11 protein-coding genes and 1 pseudogene are annotated in these 17720 nt (G+C 63.3%); 9 read left to right on the forward strand and 3 right to left on the reverse strand.

All coding sequences use genetic code 11. The features are described 5' to 3' along the window. Positions 1 to 255 precede the first annotated feature (255 nt). Together MCB86_RS09930 and MCB86_RS09935 are read left to right on the forward strand one after the other, a co-directional pair. Positions 256 to 1710, forward strand: coding sequence for an MBL fold metallo-hydrolase (locus MCB86_RS09930; RefSeq protein WP_239610767.1), 1455 nt, complete (start codon positions 256 to 258; stop codon positions 1708 to 1710). A 146-nt stretch (positions 1711 to 1856) separates the two neighbouring features. After that, positions 1857 to 2249 (forward strand): VOC family protein, encoded by a 393-nt coding sequence (locus MCB86_RS09935; protein ID WP_239610768.1) that lies wholly within the window; start codon positions 1857 to 1859, stop codon positions 2247 to 2249. A gap of 141 nt (positions 2250 to 2390) precedes the next feature. Here the strand turns inward: MCB86_RS09935 and MCB86_RS23025 are convergent. Beyond that, a pseudogene (locus tag MCB86_RS23025) lies at positions 2391 to 3700 on the reverse strand (AarF/ABC1/UbiB kinase family protein). 438 nt (positions 3701 to 4138) lie between these two features. Here MCB86_RS23025 and MCB86_RS09950 point away from each other — a divergent pair. From MCB86_RS09950 to MCB86_RS09965, 4 genes are all read left to right on the forward strand, one after another. Then, positions 4139 to 5662 carry an ATPase domain-containing protein gene (locus MCB86_RS09950; protein WP_045161075.1) on the forward strand — a complete coding sequence of 508 codons (1524 nt, stop codon included), beginning with the start codon at positions 4139 to 4141 and terminating at the stop codon, positions 5660 to 5662. Next, positions 5649 to 7367 (forward strand): response regulator, encoded by a 1719-nt coding sequence (locus MCB86_RS09955; RefSeq protein ID WP_239610771.1) that lies wholly within the window; start codon positions 5649 to 5651, stop codon positions 7365 to 7367. Before MCB86_RS09950 ends, MCB86_RS09955 begins: the two co-directional genes overlap by 14 nt. A gap of 137 nt (positions 7368 to 7504) precedes the next feature. Next, on the forward strand, positions 7505 to 9010 hold the full coding sequence (locus tag MCB86_RS09960) for a sialate O-acetylesterase (RefSeq protein WP_239610772.1): 1506 nt from the start codon (positions 7505 to 7507) through the stop codon (positions 9008 to 9010). 344 nt (positions 9011 to 9354) lie between these two features. Continuing rightward, complete coding sequence (locus MCB86_RS09965; RefSeq protein WP_239610773.1) at positions 9355 to 11556, forward strand: OsmC domain/YcaO domain-containing protein; 2202 nt, start codon at positions 9355 to 9357, stop codon at positions 11554 to 11556. Between the two features lie 30 nt (positions 11557 to 11586). On the opposite strand, the gene MCB86_RS09970 is transcribed toward MCB86_RS09965, so the two are convergent. Continuing rightward, positions 11587 to 12507 (reverse strand): AraC family transcriptional regulator, encoded by a 921-nt coding sequence (locus tag MCB86_RS09970; RefSeq protein WP_045161071.1) that lies wholly within the window; start codon positions 12505 to 12507, stop codon positions 11587 to 11589. A gap of 292 nt (positions 12508 to 12799) precedes the next feature. Continuing rightward, entirely contained in the window at positions 12800 to 13252 is a 453-nt protein-coding gene (locus tag MCB86_RS09975; protein WP_045161070.1) for a PA2169 family four-helix-bundle protein, read from the reverse strand. A gap of 305 nt (positions 13253 to 13557) precedes the next feature. Here MCB86_RS09975 and MCB86_RS09980 point away from each other — a divergent pair, with 305 nt between their 5' ends. The 3 genes from MCB86_RS09980 to MCB86_RS09990 are packed head-to-tail and all read left to right on the forward strand — an operon-like array spanning position 13558 to position 17710. Then, positions 13558 to 15135, forward strand: coding sequence for an MFS transporter (locus tag MCB86_RS09980; protein WP_239610774.1), 1578 nt, complete (start codon positions 13558 to 13560; stop codon positions 15133 to 15135). After that, positions 15132 to 16316 carry an HlyD family secretion protein gene (locus MCB86_RS09985; RefSeq protein WP_239610775.1) on the forward strand — a complete coding sequence of 395 codons (1185 nt, stop codon included), beginning with the start codon at positions 15132 to 15134 and terminating at the stop codon, positions 16314 to 16316. Before MCB86_RS09980 ends, MCB86_RS09985 begins: the two co-directional genes overlap by 4 nt. Continuing rightward, the gene (locus tag MCB86_RS09990) at positions 16313 to 17710 is read left to right on the forward strand and encodes an efflux transporter outer membrane subunit (RefSeq protein ID WP_239610776.1); all 1398 of its coding nucleotides are present in this window, start codon (positions 16313 to 16315) and stop codon (positions 17708 to 17710) included. The genes MCB86_RS09985 and MCB86_RS09990 overlap by 4 nt, the downstream gene beginning before the upstream one ends. The last annotated feature ends 10 nt before the right edge of the window (positions 17711 to 17720 follow it).

The following is a 17720-nucleotide window of genomic DNA, read 5'->3' on the forward strand; positions in this document are numbered from 1 at the left end:
CCACTCCATCAGCGAAACCTAGGTCCGCTTCTGGCCGAAAGCGGCCGCGACCCCAAGCCGCGGCCGCAAGTAGAGAGGACACCCGGCGAACGGTACAACCGTATCCACTCTCGCACCGTAACCGAGCTCCCGCTCGGCGGTCGCCGGAAACTGTTCAACCCCGCCGGCGGCCAAATGCTTCATTAGCAAAAGCGGCTCGTACCGCTTTCCCTGCCTCGACTCATTGTCGGGGCATCCGCTGGTGAAGGAATTCCGATGAAGCATCCGAAACTCATCCATCACGGCGCTCATGAAGGCGTCACCGGGTCGTGCCATCAGTTGTGGATGGATGACAGCTGTAGCGTCCTTATCGATTGCGGCCAGTTTCAAGGGCAGGATGCAAATTCAGATGACGATGAGCTGGCGCTGGATTTCTCCATCGAGGGCATCAAGGCGTTGATCGTGACCCACGTGCACATCGACCACGTGGGACGGATTCCGAACCTCCTGGCGGCGGGGTTCAGCGGGCCGATCCTGTGCAGCGAGCCGTCCGCCCGGCTGTTGCCGATCGTGCTGGAGGACGCCTTTCGCCTGTCCACCAGCCGTGATCAGGCGCAACTGGAGCGTTATATCAAGGTAGTCGAGCAGCGCATCATCGCCCTGCCCTACGGCCACTGGTTCACCCTGAACGAGACGGATAGCGGCGGCTGCCGGGTACGCTTGCAGCCGGCCGGGCATGTGTTGGGGTCGGCTTATGTCGAGCTGGAACTAAGTGACGCCGAGGGCCCGGCAGAGCGGGTGGTATTCAGCGGTGACCTGGGCGCTCCGCATTCACCGCTGCTACCTGACCTGGTGCCGCCCGAACGCGCGGACCTGCTGATTATGGAAAGCACTTATGGCGACCGCCGGCATGAAGACCGCGTGCATCGGCGCGAACGGCTGCAGGCGGTCATCGAGCGGGCCCTGGCCGACGAGGGCACCGTGCTCATCCCCTCGTTCAGCATTGGCCGAACTCAGGAGCTGCTGTACGAGCTGGAAGAGATCCTCCATGAGCGGAGCGAGTTGGTAGAAGCGGACAGGACGGTGGGCGAATCCGGGCGGCAAGCGCAGGAAGGCGATCCCGATATCGACTGGCCGCAGATTCCGATCATTCTCGACTCGCCGTTGGCCAGCCGATTCACCGCAACCTACAAGGAGCTGCAGGCATTCTGGGACGAAGATGCTCGCGATCGTATGAAGGAAGGCCGCAAGCCGCTGTCGTTCAAGCAGCTCATCACCGTCGACAGCCACGACGAGCATATGCGCATCGTCGAGCACCTCACCCAGACCGCACGGCCCGCAATCGTCATCGCGGGCAATGGGATGTGCTCGGGCGGGCGGATCGTCAACTACTTGAAAGCGATGCTGGGCGATCCGCGCCACAATGTGGTGTTCGTCGGTTATCAGGGCAAGGGCACGCCGGGGCGCGACATCCAGACCCATGGACCGGATGGTGGTTTCGTCGATCTGGACGGACAGCGCATCGACATCCGCGCCGGTATCGACAGCGTCGGTGGCTATTCCGCACACGCCGATCAAGCTGACCTGGTCGGCTTCGTCACCCGGATGACGGAATGGCCGAAGGAAATCCGCCTCATCCACGGCGAAGACCAGGCCAAGCAGCGACTGGCCGATGTGCTGCGGGCTCGGTACCGGGAAGTCGGAAAGAACGGGGAGATCGCCATCCCCTAGGTTGCCGCCCCTGGCGCGCATGCCTGTAGTACCGGTATGGATGTGTCGGAGCGCCCCGTGCACAGCGGGATCCGTCCTTTGACGGCTCGCTTGTTACCGGTGCTAGAGTGCGTGTTTGCATCATCCAACCACGTAGCGAGGGGTCCATGCTCAATCATGTAATGGTCGGTTCGAATGATATTGAACGGTCGAAGCGGTTCTACGACGCAGTGCTCGGTGTGCTCGGCGCAGGCGAACCGCTCCGCAATACCGCTCCTTCCGGGCACACTCGCCTTTTCTACCATCACGACGGGAGCCTGTTCGGTGTCACCGAGCCCATCAACGGTGAACCAGCGACGGTAGCCAATGGCGGCACGATTGGCTTCAAATGCAACTCACCCGAGCAGGTCCAGGCGTTTCACGACGTAGCCGTCGCGCATGGCGGCACCACCTGTGAAGAGCCGCCGGGGCTGCGTGAAGGCAGCCTCGGCGCGATGCACCTGGGCTATGTACGCGATCCTGACGGAAACAAACTGTGCGCGATCTACCGCGCCCCGTAACCGCTTGTTCAGCGCCGTGCGGCCATGGTGCGGCGCTGAATGAAAGTCGATGCGTCGCAGCCCGTTGCGGCGCATCCACCTGTTTGCCTTCTGGCCGCAATCGGGCCTGGTTGAATGGTCGAATCCGATTTCATTGAGCGCTTAGACCGGTTTGTCGGGTTGTACGACGGCACGCCATTGCGCGATGCGGCTCGCCAGCAGATCAGCGACTGGCAGGCAGGCGCCGAGCCGGTAGAGGTTCCAGTAATGCCCCTCCAGCGTGCGGTTGACCAGCAGCGTACCGGACGCCGGCTGCAGACTGCCGAGCGCAGACATCAGCAACGGCGAGAGTTCGACCAGTTGCTGATGCAGGGACGCGCCGCGAAAATCCCATTGCGCTCCGGGTTGCAGTAACGGATGCAGCAGGAGATGAATGCGGCGATACAGGCCATGCGGCGGGGCGCTGCCTGGCTGGCGCCCACCGAGAGCCTGGAAGCCCGCCTCCAGCGCCTCGCTGGATGGGCCGCGCAAGGCATCGAAGATCTGTACATAAGCGCGCAGCAAGCGCATCGGCAGCGGGACGACACTGCCGAAATCGTAAATCACCAGTTCCCCGGCCTCGGTCCAGGCAAGATTGCCCGGATGCGGGTCGGCGTGCAGTTGTCCGAGGCCGAATGCCTGCTCGGCGAGCCAGTCGCAGAGGGCTTCGGCCAGTCGCTGACGAATCTCGGCGGATGCCTGGTCGACCTCATTCATCGAGCGCCCCGGCAGCTCTTCCAGCACCAGCACACCAGGGCGGCACAGCGCCACGACAGAAAACGGAATGCGCACGCCGGGCCAGTCCGCGAAGTGCTGGCGAAAGCGCTCAAGATTGTCGCGCTCGGCACCGTAATCGAGTTCCTGGTCGATCGCGCGTTGCAGCTCGCGGTAGACCGACTCGAGCCGCGCCGAGGGCGTGCCGAATAGCCGCCCCAGCGGCATCAGCCGGCGCAGCTGCCGCAGGTCGGCATCGCAAATCGCACGATGCCCGGGTACTGGATCTTCATGATCAGCGCTCGCCCCTGCCGGTCACGCGCACGGTGCACTTGCCCCAGCGACGCCGCCGCGGCGGGTTGCGCCTCGATGGTGTCGAACAGCTCATACAACCGGCCGTGGTAAAGGCGCTGCAGGTGGGATTCGAGCGGGGCGAACGGCAGTGACGGGACCTGATTCTGCAGCCGGGACAGCGCCGCGCTGATCGGTGGCGGCAGCACATCCTGCCATTGCGATGCCTGCTGACCGAGCTTGAGCACCGGGCCCTTCATCTGCCCCAGCGTATCGCCCAGCAGCTCACCGACCGGCGCCCAGTCGATACTCGCCTTACCCGACGTGATGCGCTGCACCACGAGATTGCCAGCGATCCGCGCGCCGGTGCCACCCAGGAGCAGCAACCGGCCGAGAGCCGAGGCCGATGGACGTGAGGGTCGTGACATCCGGGCCACCTGATCAAACAAAGCCCGATCATGGGCCAGCCGGTCAGGCGATCCAAGCGCCAATGATTACGATCTGTTGCATCGGCGCAGCGCAGGCGGTGCACTCGCACCTTACAAGCGAAACGACATCCGAACGGCTCTACGACGTGGCCTAGCGCCTATGACAGCGTTCCGGTGATGACCGCTAACGGCAGGGGGAAGGGGAACGGTGCGACGAAAGCCCAGTCGGATTAGAGGACGGTGCCCCTCGGTTATCGCCTGCCGGCAGCATCTATGCGAAGCTTCGTCAGAGCCATCGGCGAACCGATTGAAGGGGCTTTTTGCCCGACCGCCACGCGGCATTTACGGGCGTGTTCCAGCTGCTTCATTGCCATACGTCACGAAGCTTGGAACAAGGACACGCAGCCTCCGCCTGGAGCCCTGCGTAAGGAGTATGGAATGACCGATTCCTTTGATCAGTTGCCGACGACCGATGACGAATGCCCTCGTATCTCGACTGGCAGCGCAGGCCTCGACGACATCCTCGGTGGGGGACTGGACCCTAATCGAATGTATCTCTACGAGGGCAGCCCAGGCTCCGGCAAGACCACTATCGCTCTGCAGTTTCTTCTCGAAGGTGTACGCCATGGCGAGCGAGTGCTCTACATAACGCTCTCGGAAACCAAGAAGGAACTGGAACTCGTCGCCAAGCGTCACGGCTGGACGCTCGATGGTATAGATGTTTTCGAGCTGGTGACGCCCGAAGACGCCCTCGACCCCGAGCTCGAACTGACCGTGCTGCATCCGGCCGAGATGGAGCTGAGCGAGACCACCAAACAGGTCTTCGACCGCGTCAGCGCAACCAACCCGACCCGGGTTATTTTCGACAGCCTGTCCGAAATGCGTCTGCTGGCGCAGAGCCCGCTGCGCTATCGCCGACAAGTCCTGGCGCTCAAGCACTTCTTCACCACGCGCCGTTGCACGGTGATCCTGCTCGATGACCAGACCTCCGAAAGCGGCGATCTGCAACTCCACTCGATTTCACACGGGGTGGTGATGCTGGAGCAGTTGGCCATTGATTACGGCGCGGAGCGTAGACGCCTGCGGGTGATCAAGATGCGCGGCATCAAATTCCGGGGCGGCTACCACGACTTCACGATCAAGACCGGCGGCCTGGCGATCTACCCGCGCCTGATCGCCGCCGAACACCACTCGCCGTTCGTCGGCGAATTCACCTCGAGCGGCAACGACGAACTGGACAAGATGCTGGGCGGCGGTCTGGAACGTGGCACCAACGCATTGCTGATCGGAGCGGCCGGCGTCGGTAAATCCTCGGTGGCACTGGGTTTTGCCGCAGCGGCCTGCAAGCGCGGCGAGCACGTGGCGTTTTTCATCTTCGACGAGGGCATCGGCACGCTGCTGGCGCGCGCTCGAGCGCTCGGCCTGGATCTCGAACCCTGGATCGAACGCGGTCTGCTGCACCTGCAACAGATCGATCCCGCCGAGCTGTCGCCCGGCGAGTTCACCGCCGCCGTGAGGCACAGCGTCGAGGAGCAAGGGGCGCAACTGGTGATACTGGATAGCCTCAACGGCTACCTGAACGCCATGCCCGATGGCCGTTTCTTGATCCTGCAAATGCACGAGCTGCTGAGCTATCTGGGTCAGAAAGGTGTGATCAGCGTGATGGTGCTCGCTCAGCACGGCCTGGTGGGACCGATGGATACGCCCATCGATATCAGCTATCTCAGTGATGCGGTTATCATGCTGCGCTACTTCGAGCATGCCGGCGTCGTCCGGCGCGCGATGTCTGTGGTTAAAAAGCGCAGCGGACGCCACGAAAACAGCATCCGGGAGTTTCGCCTTGGCGCTTCCGGCATCAAGGTCGGACTGCCGCTCGTGCACTTCAGCGGCATATTCTTGGGCACGCCGACGTACACCGGCGATGCCAGCCCTCTCATGAAAGACGAGCATGACGACGCCTAAGCGAGAAAGCCCATTAGTAGTCGTCTTCGCACCCATCGGCAGGGACGGCCCGGCAACGGCCGACCTGCTGCGCCGCAGCGGGATGGCTGCCGATGTCTGCCACAGCGTCGCCGAGGTGCTGGAGCGCGCCGAACACGATGCCGACGCGGTGTTCATCGCCGAAGAGGCCTTGTTCGGCCAGGACCTTAAGGCCCTGGGTGCGTGGGTCGATGCACAACCGGCCTGGTCCGACTTTCCGTTCGTGGTGTTGACCAGCAAGCACCGACAGCCGGCGGTCAGTGCCTGGCGGCAACGCCTGGTCGCGGCGTTGCGCAACGTCTCTCTGCTCGAACGCCCGGTGCAAAGCATCACCCTCACCAGCGCCGTCCAGGCGGCCATACGCGGCCGCCTTCGCCAGTACGAGGTCCGCGCATTGATCGAGGCCCGCGAGCAGGCCTCGCATGAGCTCGAAGCGCTGGTGGTCGAACGTACCCGGGCACTGGAGCAGGCCAACGTCGAGCTGCGCACGCAAATGGTGGAACGTGCCCACATCGAAGAAACATTGCGTCAAACGCAGAAGATCGAGGCCATCGGGCAGCTCACCGGCGGCATCGCACATGATTTCAACAATCTGCTGATGGTTATCGCTGGCGGCCTCGACATGCTCGATCGCCGCTCCGATCCAGATCGCCGCCAGCGTCTGATGGACGGCATGCGCCAGGCCGCACAGCGTGGCGCCGCCCTGACCCGCCAGCTACTGGCCTTCTCGCGGCGGCAGTCGCTGGCACCCGAGGCGGTCGATCTGGCCCATCGCATCAGCCGGATGCGCGAGCTGCTCGACCGCAGCCTGCGTGGCGATGTGCACGTCGAGGTGCAGTTCGCCGCCGATCTGTGGCCAGTGGAAGTCGATCCCGGCGAGCTGGAGCTGGTAATCCTCAACCTGGCGGTCAATGCCCGCGATGCCATGCCTGAAGGCGGCACGATCCTGTTGCAGGCCTCGAATGCACCAGACGAGCAGGTGCTGGGCCAGCGAGGCGATTTTGTCCGCCTGGCGGTGATCGATTCGGGCACCGGTATCCCGGACGATGTACGCGGACGTGTATTCGACCCCTTCTTCACCACCAAGGAAATCGGCAAGGGCTCCGGCCTCGGCCTGGCGCAGGTCTATGGTTTCGCCCGGCAGTCTGGCGGCACGGTTTGGATCGATACCGAGTGTGAACGGGGCACCAGCGTGGTGCTGCTACTGCCCCGTGCGACATCCGTCCCGGACGCACCTGGCCAGGCAGGCATGCAAGTGGAGGTCGCGGCGCAGGTCTCGGCCGGCAATGTCTTGCTGGTCGACGATGACGAAGCGGTCGCGGCACTGGTCGGCGAAATGCTCCAACACCTGGGGTTCACCGTGACCCTCGCCACCAGTGCCGCGGCGGCGCTGGGCGCCCTGGCAAACGGACGCAAGGTGGATATCGTCTTCTCCGACGTGATGATGCCCGGCGGTATGAACGGCGTGGAGCTGGCACGAGAGATCCGTACGAAACACCGCGACATTCCGGTGCTGCTCACCAGCGGCTACGCCGAAGCCGCGAAAAAAACCGCCGATGAGGAAGGTGTCTACGTACTGGCCAAACCCTATCGACTGGAAGAACTCGCGCAGGCGATCAAAGACGCGATGGACAATGCCCCCGCGCCACGGCACGCCCCTCAGCCGCTCGCCTCATCACGTCACTGAACGAAACGTCGAAATACCGCCTCGGCGAGCCGAAGCCGAACTAAGCACAGCCTTCACCGTCGAACGCCAATTCCGAAACGACCCGGTCCGAACCTGTTTGGCACAGGGCCTGGTTGCAGTTCAACAAAGGAAATGGCATGCCTGCACAGCTCCTCACCGCCTGGCCCTTCACTTACGCAACGGTCGCCGCCGTACTGTTGAGCACCTCTGCGTCATCGCTGGCCGACGACGCCTCTCTGGCGACCCGCGACGCGCAGAACAAGCGTTTCAGCGAGCAGCTCATGGCATCCCCCAATCATCGCGCACCGGCGCCGACGGCCAGATACAACCACATCGTCACTTACGGTCAGTCCCTGGCCTCGGCCGCCGAAGGCTGGCCGGCGCTGTCGAAACAGCCGAAGTACGACAATCTGATGCTGGGCGACTCGGTGCGTTCGGCGACATTCAGCGGCGATCGATTCGTACCGGTCGGCGAATTCGCGTTCAAGCCGCTCAGGGCCGTTGTCCAGCTCAAGCGCGATCCGAAGGTCATCCTCGATGGCCGGTCGGTGGCGAGACTGGACGAGCATGCGCAGGAGGAAGGCGAATCCGTGGAAGTCGGCGCGTTGAATATGGCCCGCCGCCTCTATCTCGTAAAGCACGGCGTCGCAGCCGACCCCGAGCACCTGTTCGTGGCCAGCAACGCGTCCACCTCCGGGCGCTCCATCGCGCAGCTGTCCAAGGTCGGCGGCACCCACGAGTATCGACGGGTGCTGCAGGCGGTCGACCAGGCCAAGCAGATCGCTGACGCGCAAGGCGCCAGCTACCGCCTCAGCGCCTTCTTCTGGCTGCAGGGTGAATACGACTACTCGCAGACCCAGGGTGGCATCAACGACAAGGCTTACTACAAGAAGATGCTGCGCCAGCTGCGCGACGACCTGAACGCCGATACCGCGCAGGCGATCGCCGGACAGCAGCGGATGCCGGCGTTCATCAGCTACCAGACCGATGCCAAATCGTCGGTGGTCAATGGCAGCCTCGACATCGGCATGGCGCAGTGGGAACTGGCGCAGGAGGAGCCGAACTGGTACCTCGCCGGGCCGGTTTATCCCTACGTGGACAAGGGCACTCACCTGTCGGCCAATGGTTATCGCTGGTTCGGCCAGATGCTCGGCAAGGTCTATCACCAGGTGGTGATAGAGGGCCGCAATTGGCAACCGCTGTCGCCGCGCGGCGCCACTTACGAAGATCGCGAAATACTCATTGACTTCCATGTGCCGTCCCCGCCGCTGGTATTCGACCAACCCTATCTCGGCCATCAGGCACGGCCGATCGAGAACCGCGGCTTCATCCTGATCGACGAGCAGGGCGAGGTGCCGATCGAAGCCGTGGAGATCGTCGCCGACACGGTTGTGCGCCTGAATGCCGGCCGCGATCTGGTCGGCACGCCGCGCATCCGCTATGCCAGCCATGCGGTTGGAGGCGCCGGTGAATTACGCGACAGCGACCCGAGCCAGGCCGACGCCCGCTACGAATACTTGCCGGACGAAGGCATGCCGCGCGAAGCCAACATCGCCGCACTGGTGGACAAACCCTATCCGCTGCACAACTGGAGTATCGCGTTCGAGTTGCAGGCGGGCAAAAGGCACGCCTCGTCACGCTGAGCCCAAGTGCTGGAGATGACTGCGACAGACGGGCAGCAGCGGTGTCCCCGTCACGTCCGTCGCGGCGAAAATGGGCGCGCTCAGGCCTTTCTTTGAGCCTCTTGCTGCTTTCGCCAGGTAGCAAGCGTACGGCTTTCCCACTGACGGAAGGCACGAAAGAACGAGTTCTAATCCTCGTAGCCATTTGGGACGACGAGGTCGTGGCGGGTCACTACCGTGCATTCGTGTTAGCGCTGATATTCGGGGAGCGAGAGGCTGCACAGACCGCCAGGCTGGAAAATCACGCACGCAAGGCTGATAAACCGGATAATGGGCGGCCAAATCGTGTTGTTCTGGTATCGCCCATGGAAATCAAAGTTAACTTTCTCGACAACCTCAGGCTTGAAGCCAAGTTCGATGATTTCTCGGTGGTAGCCGATCAACCGATTCGCTACAAGGGCGACGGCTCAGCGCCAGGCCCGTTCGATTATTTCCTGGCCTCTTCCGCGCTGTGTGCGGCTTACTTCGTCAAGTTGTACTGCCAGACGCGCGGCATCCCGACCGAAAACATCCGCCTTTCGCAGAACAACATCGTCGATCCGGAAAACCGCTATAAGCAGATCTTCAAGATTCAGGTCGAGCTTCCGGCGGACATCTCCGACAAGGACCGTCAGGGCATCCTGCGTTCCATCGAGCGGTGCACGGTCAAAAAGGTGGTGCAGACTGGGCCGGAGTTCGTCATCGAGCAAGTGGACAATCTCGATGCAGACGCCCAGGCGCTGCTGCTACCCGACACCGCGGCCGACGCGAGCACCTACATCGCCGGTAAGGATCTGCCACTCGAGCAGACCATCGCCAACATGTCAGAGATTCTGGCCGGCCTCGGGATGAAGATCGAAATCGCGTCGTGGCGCAATATCGTACCCAACGTGTGGTCGCTGCATATTCGCGATGCGCATTCGCCGATGTGCTTCACCAACGGTAAAGGCGCGACCAAGGAAAGCGCGTTGGCGTCGGCGTTGGGCGAGTTCATCGAGCGGCTCAACTGCAACTTCTTCTACAACGACCAGTTCTGGGGCGAAGACATCGCCCATGCCGATTTCGTGCACTACCCCGACGAGCGCTGGTTCAAGCCGGGCCGCAAAGATGCGTTGCCGGCAGAAATACTCGATACGTACTGCCGGGAGATCTACAACCCTGATGGCGAGCTGCGCGGCTCACACCTGTACGACACCAATTCGGGCAACGTCGAGCGCGGCATCTGCTCGTTGCCCTTTGTGCGCCAGTCGGACGGCGAAGTGGTGTACTTCCCCTCCAACCTGATCGAAAACCTGTTTCTCAGCAACGGCATGAGCGCCGGCAATACCTTGGCCGAAGCGCAGGTACAGTGCCTGTCGGAAATTTTCGAGCGCGCGGTCAAACGCGAGATCCTCGAAGGCGAAATCGCCCTGCCTGATGTCCCCCAGGAAGTGCTGGCGAAATACCCCGCAATCCTGGCAGGCATCCAGGGGCTGGAGGAGCAGGGTTTTCCGGTGCTGGTCAAGGACGCGTCGCTGGGCGGGGAATATCCGGTGATGTGCGTCACCCTGATGAACCCGCGCACCGGCGGTGTCTTCGCCTCGTTCGGGGCGCACCCGAGTTTCGAGGTGGCGCTGGAGCGGAGCCTCACCGAACTGTTGCAGGGCCGCAGCTTCGAAGGTTTGAACGACCTGCCCCAGCCGACCTTTGAAAGCCAGGCTGTGATGGAGCCGAACAACTTTGTCGAACACTTCATCGATTCCAGCGGTGTGGTGTCGTGGCGCTTCTTCAGCGCCAAGGCTGATTTCGAGTTCATCGAGTGGGACTTTTCCGGGCATGGCGAAGATTCCAACGCCGAGGAGGCCTCCACGCTGTTCGGGATTCTCGAAGGCATGGGCAAGGAAGCGTACATGGCCGTGTATGACCAGCTAGGCGCAACGGCCTGCCGGATTCTTGTGCCCGGCTATTCGGAAATCTACCCGGTAGAAGATCTGGTCTGGGACAACACCAACAAAGCACTGTTTTTCCGTGAAGACATCCTTAACCTGCACCGGCTGGACGATGCCAGCCTGAAAGCACTGGTCGAGCGTCTCGAAGACAGTGAACTGGATGATTACACCGACATCACCACACTGATCGGGATCGAATTTGACGAGAACACAGCATGGGGCAAGCTGACGATTCTCGAACTGAAGCTTTTGACCCATCTCGCCCTGAACCAGCTCGAAGAGGCAAAGGAGCTGGTCGAAGCCTTCCTGCAGTTCAATGACAACACGGTCGAGCGTGGGCTGTTCTATCAGGCCGTGAACGTGGTGCTCGAAGTGGCCCTGGATGACGAGATGCAGCTGGATGACTACGAAGCCAACTTCCGTCGCCTGTTCGGCCACGAGCGGATGGACGCCGCGATGGGCTCGGTCGACGGCAGCGTGCGCTTCTTCGGCCTGACGCCCACCAGCACCAAGCTGGAAGGACTCGATCGCCACCTGCGCCTGATCGACAGCTACAAGAAGCTGCACGCGGCACGCGGCAAGGTGGCGGCGCTGCGCTGAATGCTGGGGCTGGCGAACGCCTCGCGCTGATCAGGCGATGCTGCGCAAACGCGCCATATCCTTGACCGGCGAGGCGCCGAACAGCCGGCTGTATTCGCGACTGAACTGCGAAGGGCTTTCGTAGCCGACCCGATAGCCGGCTGCCGAGACTTCCAGACCTTCGGTCATCAGCAAGCGCCGGGCCTCCTGCAAGCGAAGCTGTTTTTGATACTGCAGCGGGCTCATGGCGGTCAGCGCCTTGAAGCGATGATGCAGGCTGGAACTGCTGAGGTTGACCCGGCTCGCCAGCTCATCGATGCGCAGCGGCTCGACGTAGTTGTGGTTGAGCCATTCGATGGCGCGATTGACCCGGTGCGACTGGCTGCCCTGCAGCGCTATGTCCCGCAAGTGCCGACCTTGCGGTCCGCAGAGCAACCGATAGAAGATTTCGCGCAAGGCCAACGGTGCCAGCACCGGAATGTCCTTCGGGTTGCCAAGCAGGCGGACCAACCGCAGGGTGGCATCGAGCAGCGGCGCATCGATGCGGTCCAGATACAGGCCGCGCCCGTCCGGCTCGCTGCTCGCCATGAGCGGCTCGGCCTCGCTGATCAGCCCGGCGATCAACGGGGGGTCGATATCCAGGCGGATGCAAATATAAGGCTCCGCGCTCGAGGCCCGTACCACACAACCGGCCACCGGCAACGTCACCGACACCACCAGGTAATGCAGTGGGTCATAGCAATACAGTTCATCGGCCAGACGCACTTCTTTGCCGCCCTGAACGATGATGCACAACGCCGGCTTGTGTACGCCATAGGTCATCTCGCCGGGTGTCTCGCAACGGATCAGGTGCAGCGGTTCGATGATGGTCGGATGCATGCCGTCACCGCTGACGAAGCCATCGACCAGCCGCGCCAGTTCGGCACGCTGGGCACCGGTGTCATCGGCCGGAGGAGTGATGAATGAATTCATGGCAGCCGGCTCTCAGGAAAACGAAGGGGTTTAGCTTAGCAGCTCGCAACGAAATTGCTGCCGGTGGGCAGCAGACGAGCCGGAGGCTAGCAAGCCGAACCGAATCGCCGTGCAGCCCGGGCTGGGACAGTCATTCCCGATGTTTAACGAACGTGAGGCGTGGCGACGGCACCAGCGGGTCGAAACAAGGCGTAGTCGCCTCCGGGCACCAGGCAGATAAGCAAACGCCCCGAATGGTCGGGGCGTTGTCGGACTCGGGAGCCGTGTCGATCAGGTTGATCGGCGCGCCGGATCAGCTGCGCGCGCGTTCTGCGTCACGCAGCGCCTTCACCTGGTCATGATTGCGCTGCACGCCTTGAAACTGGCGCTCCACAACCGCACGGATATCGACCGGCAGGTCTTTCTCCAGCGCTTTGCGATAGCTCTTGAGTGCTACGTCTTCACCTCGTTCGCACTCGTTCAGAATCGCTTCGTCGCTGTGACCGGTAATCGCGGACTTCAGATCGACCCAGCGCCGGTGCATATCGCCCGCCGTGCTGGTGGAGGTTTCCGGATCGCCGCCCAGGGACCTGACCAGTTGCTGCAGCTCGGCGGCAGCCGTCGCGCAGTCCTGCGCACGTTGGGTCATGGTGGTTTTCAGCTGCGGATTCTTCAGGTCTTCGGCGCATTCGCGGAAGCCTTTCTCACCGTCCTTGCTGGTTTCGATGAGGTCGTTGAGTACGGAAATGGTGTCGTTGGTGTCCATTTGAAGGTCCTCCTGAGGCTCAGTTAAAGGCCGGTAACAACACGGCCAACCTGTTGAGTCGACTGCCGCGTTTCGGCAAAGGTTCAGCCGCCCCGCCCAGTGACCGGCCCGCCGCACAGGGCGATTTTTCATCGCGACCAACGGAGCGGCACGGGTAGAATCAATCATTTCGCGCCCGCGGCTGTCCTAAAGGATGTCCGCCGGCTCGGCAGACGCCCGTGCATGCCCCTAGCCGTCGAGTTCTGCAAAACATGCCGCAATACCTCGCACCCGTTCCTCGCTGGGAACCCCATGAACGCCCGTCGATGCCCGGATCCCCGGCGATCCTGCTGCATCCGATGCCGGTGCGCATCGCCTATGCCTGCGTCGCCGTACTGGTGGGCCTCACGGGCGGCCTGGGCAACGCGTTGTTCATCGCCAATCTGCCGAGCATCCAGGGCGATCTCGGTCTGACGCCCTCCGAGGCGGCCTGGTTGCCAGCGGCCTACTTCATGGTCAACGTCTCCGCCAACCTGCTGATGATCAAATTTCGCCAGCAGTACGGCCTGCGCCGTTTCGCCGAGATCGGGCTGGCGCTCTACGCGGCGCTGAGCATCGCCCACGTATTCGTCGAAGGGCTCGAAATGGCCATCTTCGTGCGCGCGGCCAGCGGCCTGGCCGCGGCCACGACCTCGTCGCTGGGGCTGTTCTACATGCTCCAGGCGTTTCGCAAGGCGGACTTGCCGAAGGCGGTGATCCTCGGCTTCGGCATTTCCCAGCTGGGCACGCCGCTGGCCTGGCTGATGTCGCCGGCCTTGCTGATTCTTGGCGAATGGCATCGCCTCTACGTGTTCGAAAGCGGTCTGGCGCTGTGCTCGCTGGCGGCGGTGGTCGTGCTCAAGCTGCCGTTGGGCGAGCGCATCAAGGTCTTCGAACCGCTGGACTTCCTGACCTTCGCCCTGCTCGCCCCCGCCCTGGCGTTGATCGCGGCGGTGCTGGCGCAGGGCCGGATCCTTTGGTGGACCGAGCAGCCGTGGCTGGGCTACGCCCTGATCGCTGCGCTGCTGCTGATGTGCGCGGCCTTCATGATCGAACATCACCGGCGCAATCCGCTGCTGCACACCCGCTGGCTGGGTACCGCCGAGATGCTGCGTTTCGCCTTCGGTGCGCTGATGCTGCGACTGCTGCTGTCCGAACAGACCTATGGCGCGGTTGGCCTGCTGCAGACCCTCGGCATGGGCACCGAGCAACTGCAGCCGTTGTATGCGGTGATTCTGCTGGGGCTGATCATGGGCATTGCCGGCAGTGCGATGACCTTCAGCCCGGCCATGGCCTTCCCGCAGATCCTGCTGTCGATCGTGCTGATCGCCATCGCCAGCTTTCTCGACATCGACGCCACCAACCTGACCCGCCCGCACGACATGTTTCTCAGCCAGGGCCTGCTGGCATTCGCCAGCGGCATGTTTCTCGGGCCGCTGCTGATCACCGGTATCGGTCGGGCGCTGCGCAACGGGCCGAACTATCTGGTGACTTTCATCGTCTTGTTCACCATGACCCAGAGCTTGGGCGGCCTGGCAGCCCCAGCGCTGTTCGGCACCTACCAGGTGATGCGCGAGAAATACCATTCCAGCCATCTGACCGAGCAGGTGGTGCCCGGCGACCCTCGGGTCGCGGGCCGATTGCAGGCCCAGAACCAGGCGCTGACACCACGCCAGACCGACCCTCGACTACGCCAGGCGCAAAGCGCCGCGCAGCTGAGTCAGGCGGCCACGCGGGAAGCCAATGTGCTGGCCTTCAATGATGTATTCCGGCTGATCGGCATGCTCTCCATCGGCGTGTTCGGCTGGACGCTCTATCGCACCCTGCGCATCGCGCAGCAGAACAGGAACGCCGCCTCTCCATGAGCGAACGCACCCAAACCGAGGATCAGCAAAACCTCAAGACGGCTCAGCCTCCCCAACCTTCGGCGGCCGCTACCGATGCCGGCCCGACGCCGGACGATCCGCCAAAGACCATCAAACCGAGTCGACGCTCGGTCATCCTGATGCTGCTGGTGGCATTGATCGGCGTGCTGGCGATTCTCTACGCCTGGCAACTGTGGCCGTTCAGTGGACAGGTGGCGGTGACCGAGAATGCCTACGTGCGCGGGCAGATCACCGTGCTCGCCCCGCAGGTCAACGGCTACGTCACCGAGGTAGTGGTGCAGGACTTCGAGCAGGTCGCACAGGGCCAGCCACTGGTACGTATCGACGACCGCCAGTATCGCCAGACCGTCGAGCAGCGCCGCGCCGAGCTCGCCGCGCGACGCTTCGAACTGGAGAACCTGGAACAGACCCTGGCCTCGAATCAGGCGACGCTGGCGTCACGCCGCGCCGAACTGTCTGCCGCCGAAGCCGAACGGCTACGCGCCCTCGCGGATGAAAAGCGCGTCAACGAGCTGGCCAAGCGTGGCTCGGTCTCCATCCGCGAACGCGACCAGATCCGCGCCGGCGCCCGTGCCGCCGCGGCCAAGGTGCAGCAGGCGCAGGCGGCTATCGCCATTGCCGAGCAGACCTTGAAAGCCAGCGAAGTGTCCCGTGGTGGTTTGCAGGCGCAGGTGGAGATCGCCGAGGCCACATTGAAGCGGGCACAAATCGACCTCGATAACACGGAGATCCAGGCGCCGCGCGACGGCCAGGTCAGCGAGATCACGGTACGCCAGGGCCAATACGTGACGGCTGGCTCGCAGCTGCTCTACCTGGTGCCGGAGCAGCTCTGGGTGATCGCCAACTACAAGGAAACCCAGACCTTCGCCATGCGCCCCGGCCAACCCGTGAAAATCGAGGTCGACGCGCTGGACGGCGCACACCTGAACGGTCGCGTGCAGCGTCTGGCGCCGGCCACCGGTTCGGAATTCAGCATTCTGCGACCGGACAACGCCACCGGCAATTTCACCAAGGTGGTCCAGCGCTTGCCGGTGCGCATCTCCATCGATCCGGACCAGCCGCTCGCGCAACGCCTGCGACCGGGGCTGTCGGTGATTACCCATGTGGACACCGGCGGCACTACGGCGCAGGAGCGATCCACCGCGGACGGCGAGCAATGATTCGTCCTTCCCGTGTTTTGCGCCAATGGTCGTCCTGCGTACTCCTGGTCGCGCTGACCGGCTGCATGCCACCGCGCCAGCCGCCGCCAACCGAGGCGAACGTCGCCCCGCCTGCACAGTGGCGCGACGCTCCCGGCCGCAAAACGGAAATTTCAGCGAACTGGTGGGCGGCGTTCGGCGACTCTCAGCTGACGGCCCTGGTCGAGGCGGCGCTGGCCAACAACACCGATGTGCTGAGCGCCGCTTCTCGCGTCGAACAGGCGCGCGAACAGATCCGACTATCACGCGCCGCCTTGCTGCCGACGCTCGACGCTGCCTTGGGCGCGCAGCGCACCCGCGAACTGAGCGTTCTTGGAATCGCCCACACCACCGCGCGGCAGCCCTCGCTTCAGGTGTCCTATGAAGTGGATATTTGGGGCCGGTTGCGGCGTCTGCGCGACGCCGCAAGGTTGCAATATCAGGCCAGCGAGGCCGAACGCGATGCCGTGCGTCTGGCAGTCGCCGCCACCACCGCACGCGCCTATGTTTCGCTGCTGTCGCTGGACCGCCAGTTGTACGTGACTCGCGAGACGGTCGACTCCCGGCAGCAGGCGCTGCGCGTCGCCGAAGACCGCGCCAGCCTCGGTTACACCTCGCAGTTGGAACTGAGCCAGGCACAATCGGAATACGAAGCCGCGGCGCAGTTGCTCCCTCAATTGCAACAGGCGATCCGCGAACAGGAACATGCGCTGCGCCTGCTGATCGGTGAGCTGCCGGGGCCGGCGCAACGCGGCGAGGCGTTCACGGCCTTGCACTCCCCTCCCGTGCCGCAGGCACTTCCCTCGGAATTGCTGAGGCGACGGCCGGATATCCATCAGGCCGAGCTGCTGCTGGCCGCCAGCGATATCAACCTGCAAGCCCAGCGCGACCGCTTCCTGCCACAGGTACAACTCTCGGCGAGCATCGGCCTGCTGTTCGTCAATTCGCTGGATTACGACCCGGTCCGCGTCTGGGACCTCGGCGCCAGTGTGCTCGCGCCGATCTTCAATGCCGGACGCCTTGAAGCGGGTGTCAACATCGCCACCGCCCAGCGCGATCAGGCCGCCTTCGCCTACCGCGCGGCCGCGCTCCAGGCATTTTCCGACGTAGAGGACAGCCTTTCAGCGGTGGGCAATCTGCAGCAGCAGATCGAACGCGTCGAGGCGCGGCGCGCGGTGCTGGAGCGTTCGCTGACCTACGCCGAGGATCGCTACCGTGCCGGCTATTCGTCTTACATCGAGACGCTCGACGCCCAACGCAACCTGTTCAACACCGAACTCACCGCGGTGCAGCTGCGCGAAAACCAGATCAACACGCTCATCGGCCTCTATCAGGTGCTCGGCGGGGGCTGGCAGCAGCCCGCCGCCGAACACTGATCGTTCAGCC

The organism is Pseudomonas sp. KSR10 (genome assembly GCF_022355455.1).
In the GTDB taxonomy this organism is placed as follows: domain Bacteria; phylum Pseudomonadota; class Gammaproteobacteria; order Pseudomonadales; family Pseudomonadaceae; genus Stutzerimonas; species Stutzerimonas stutzeri_E.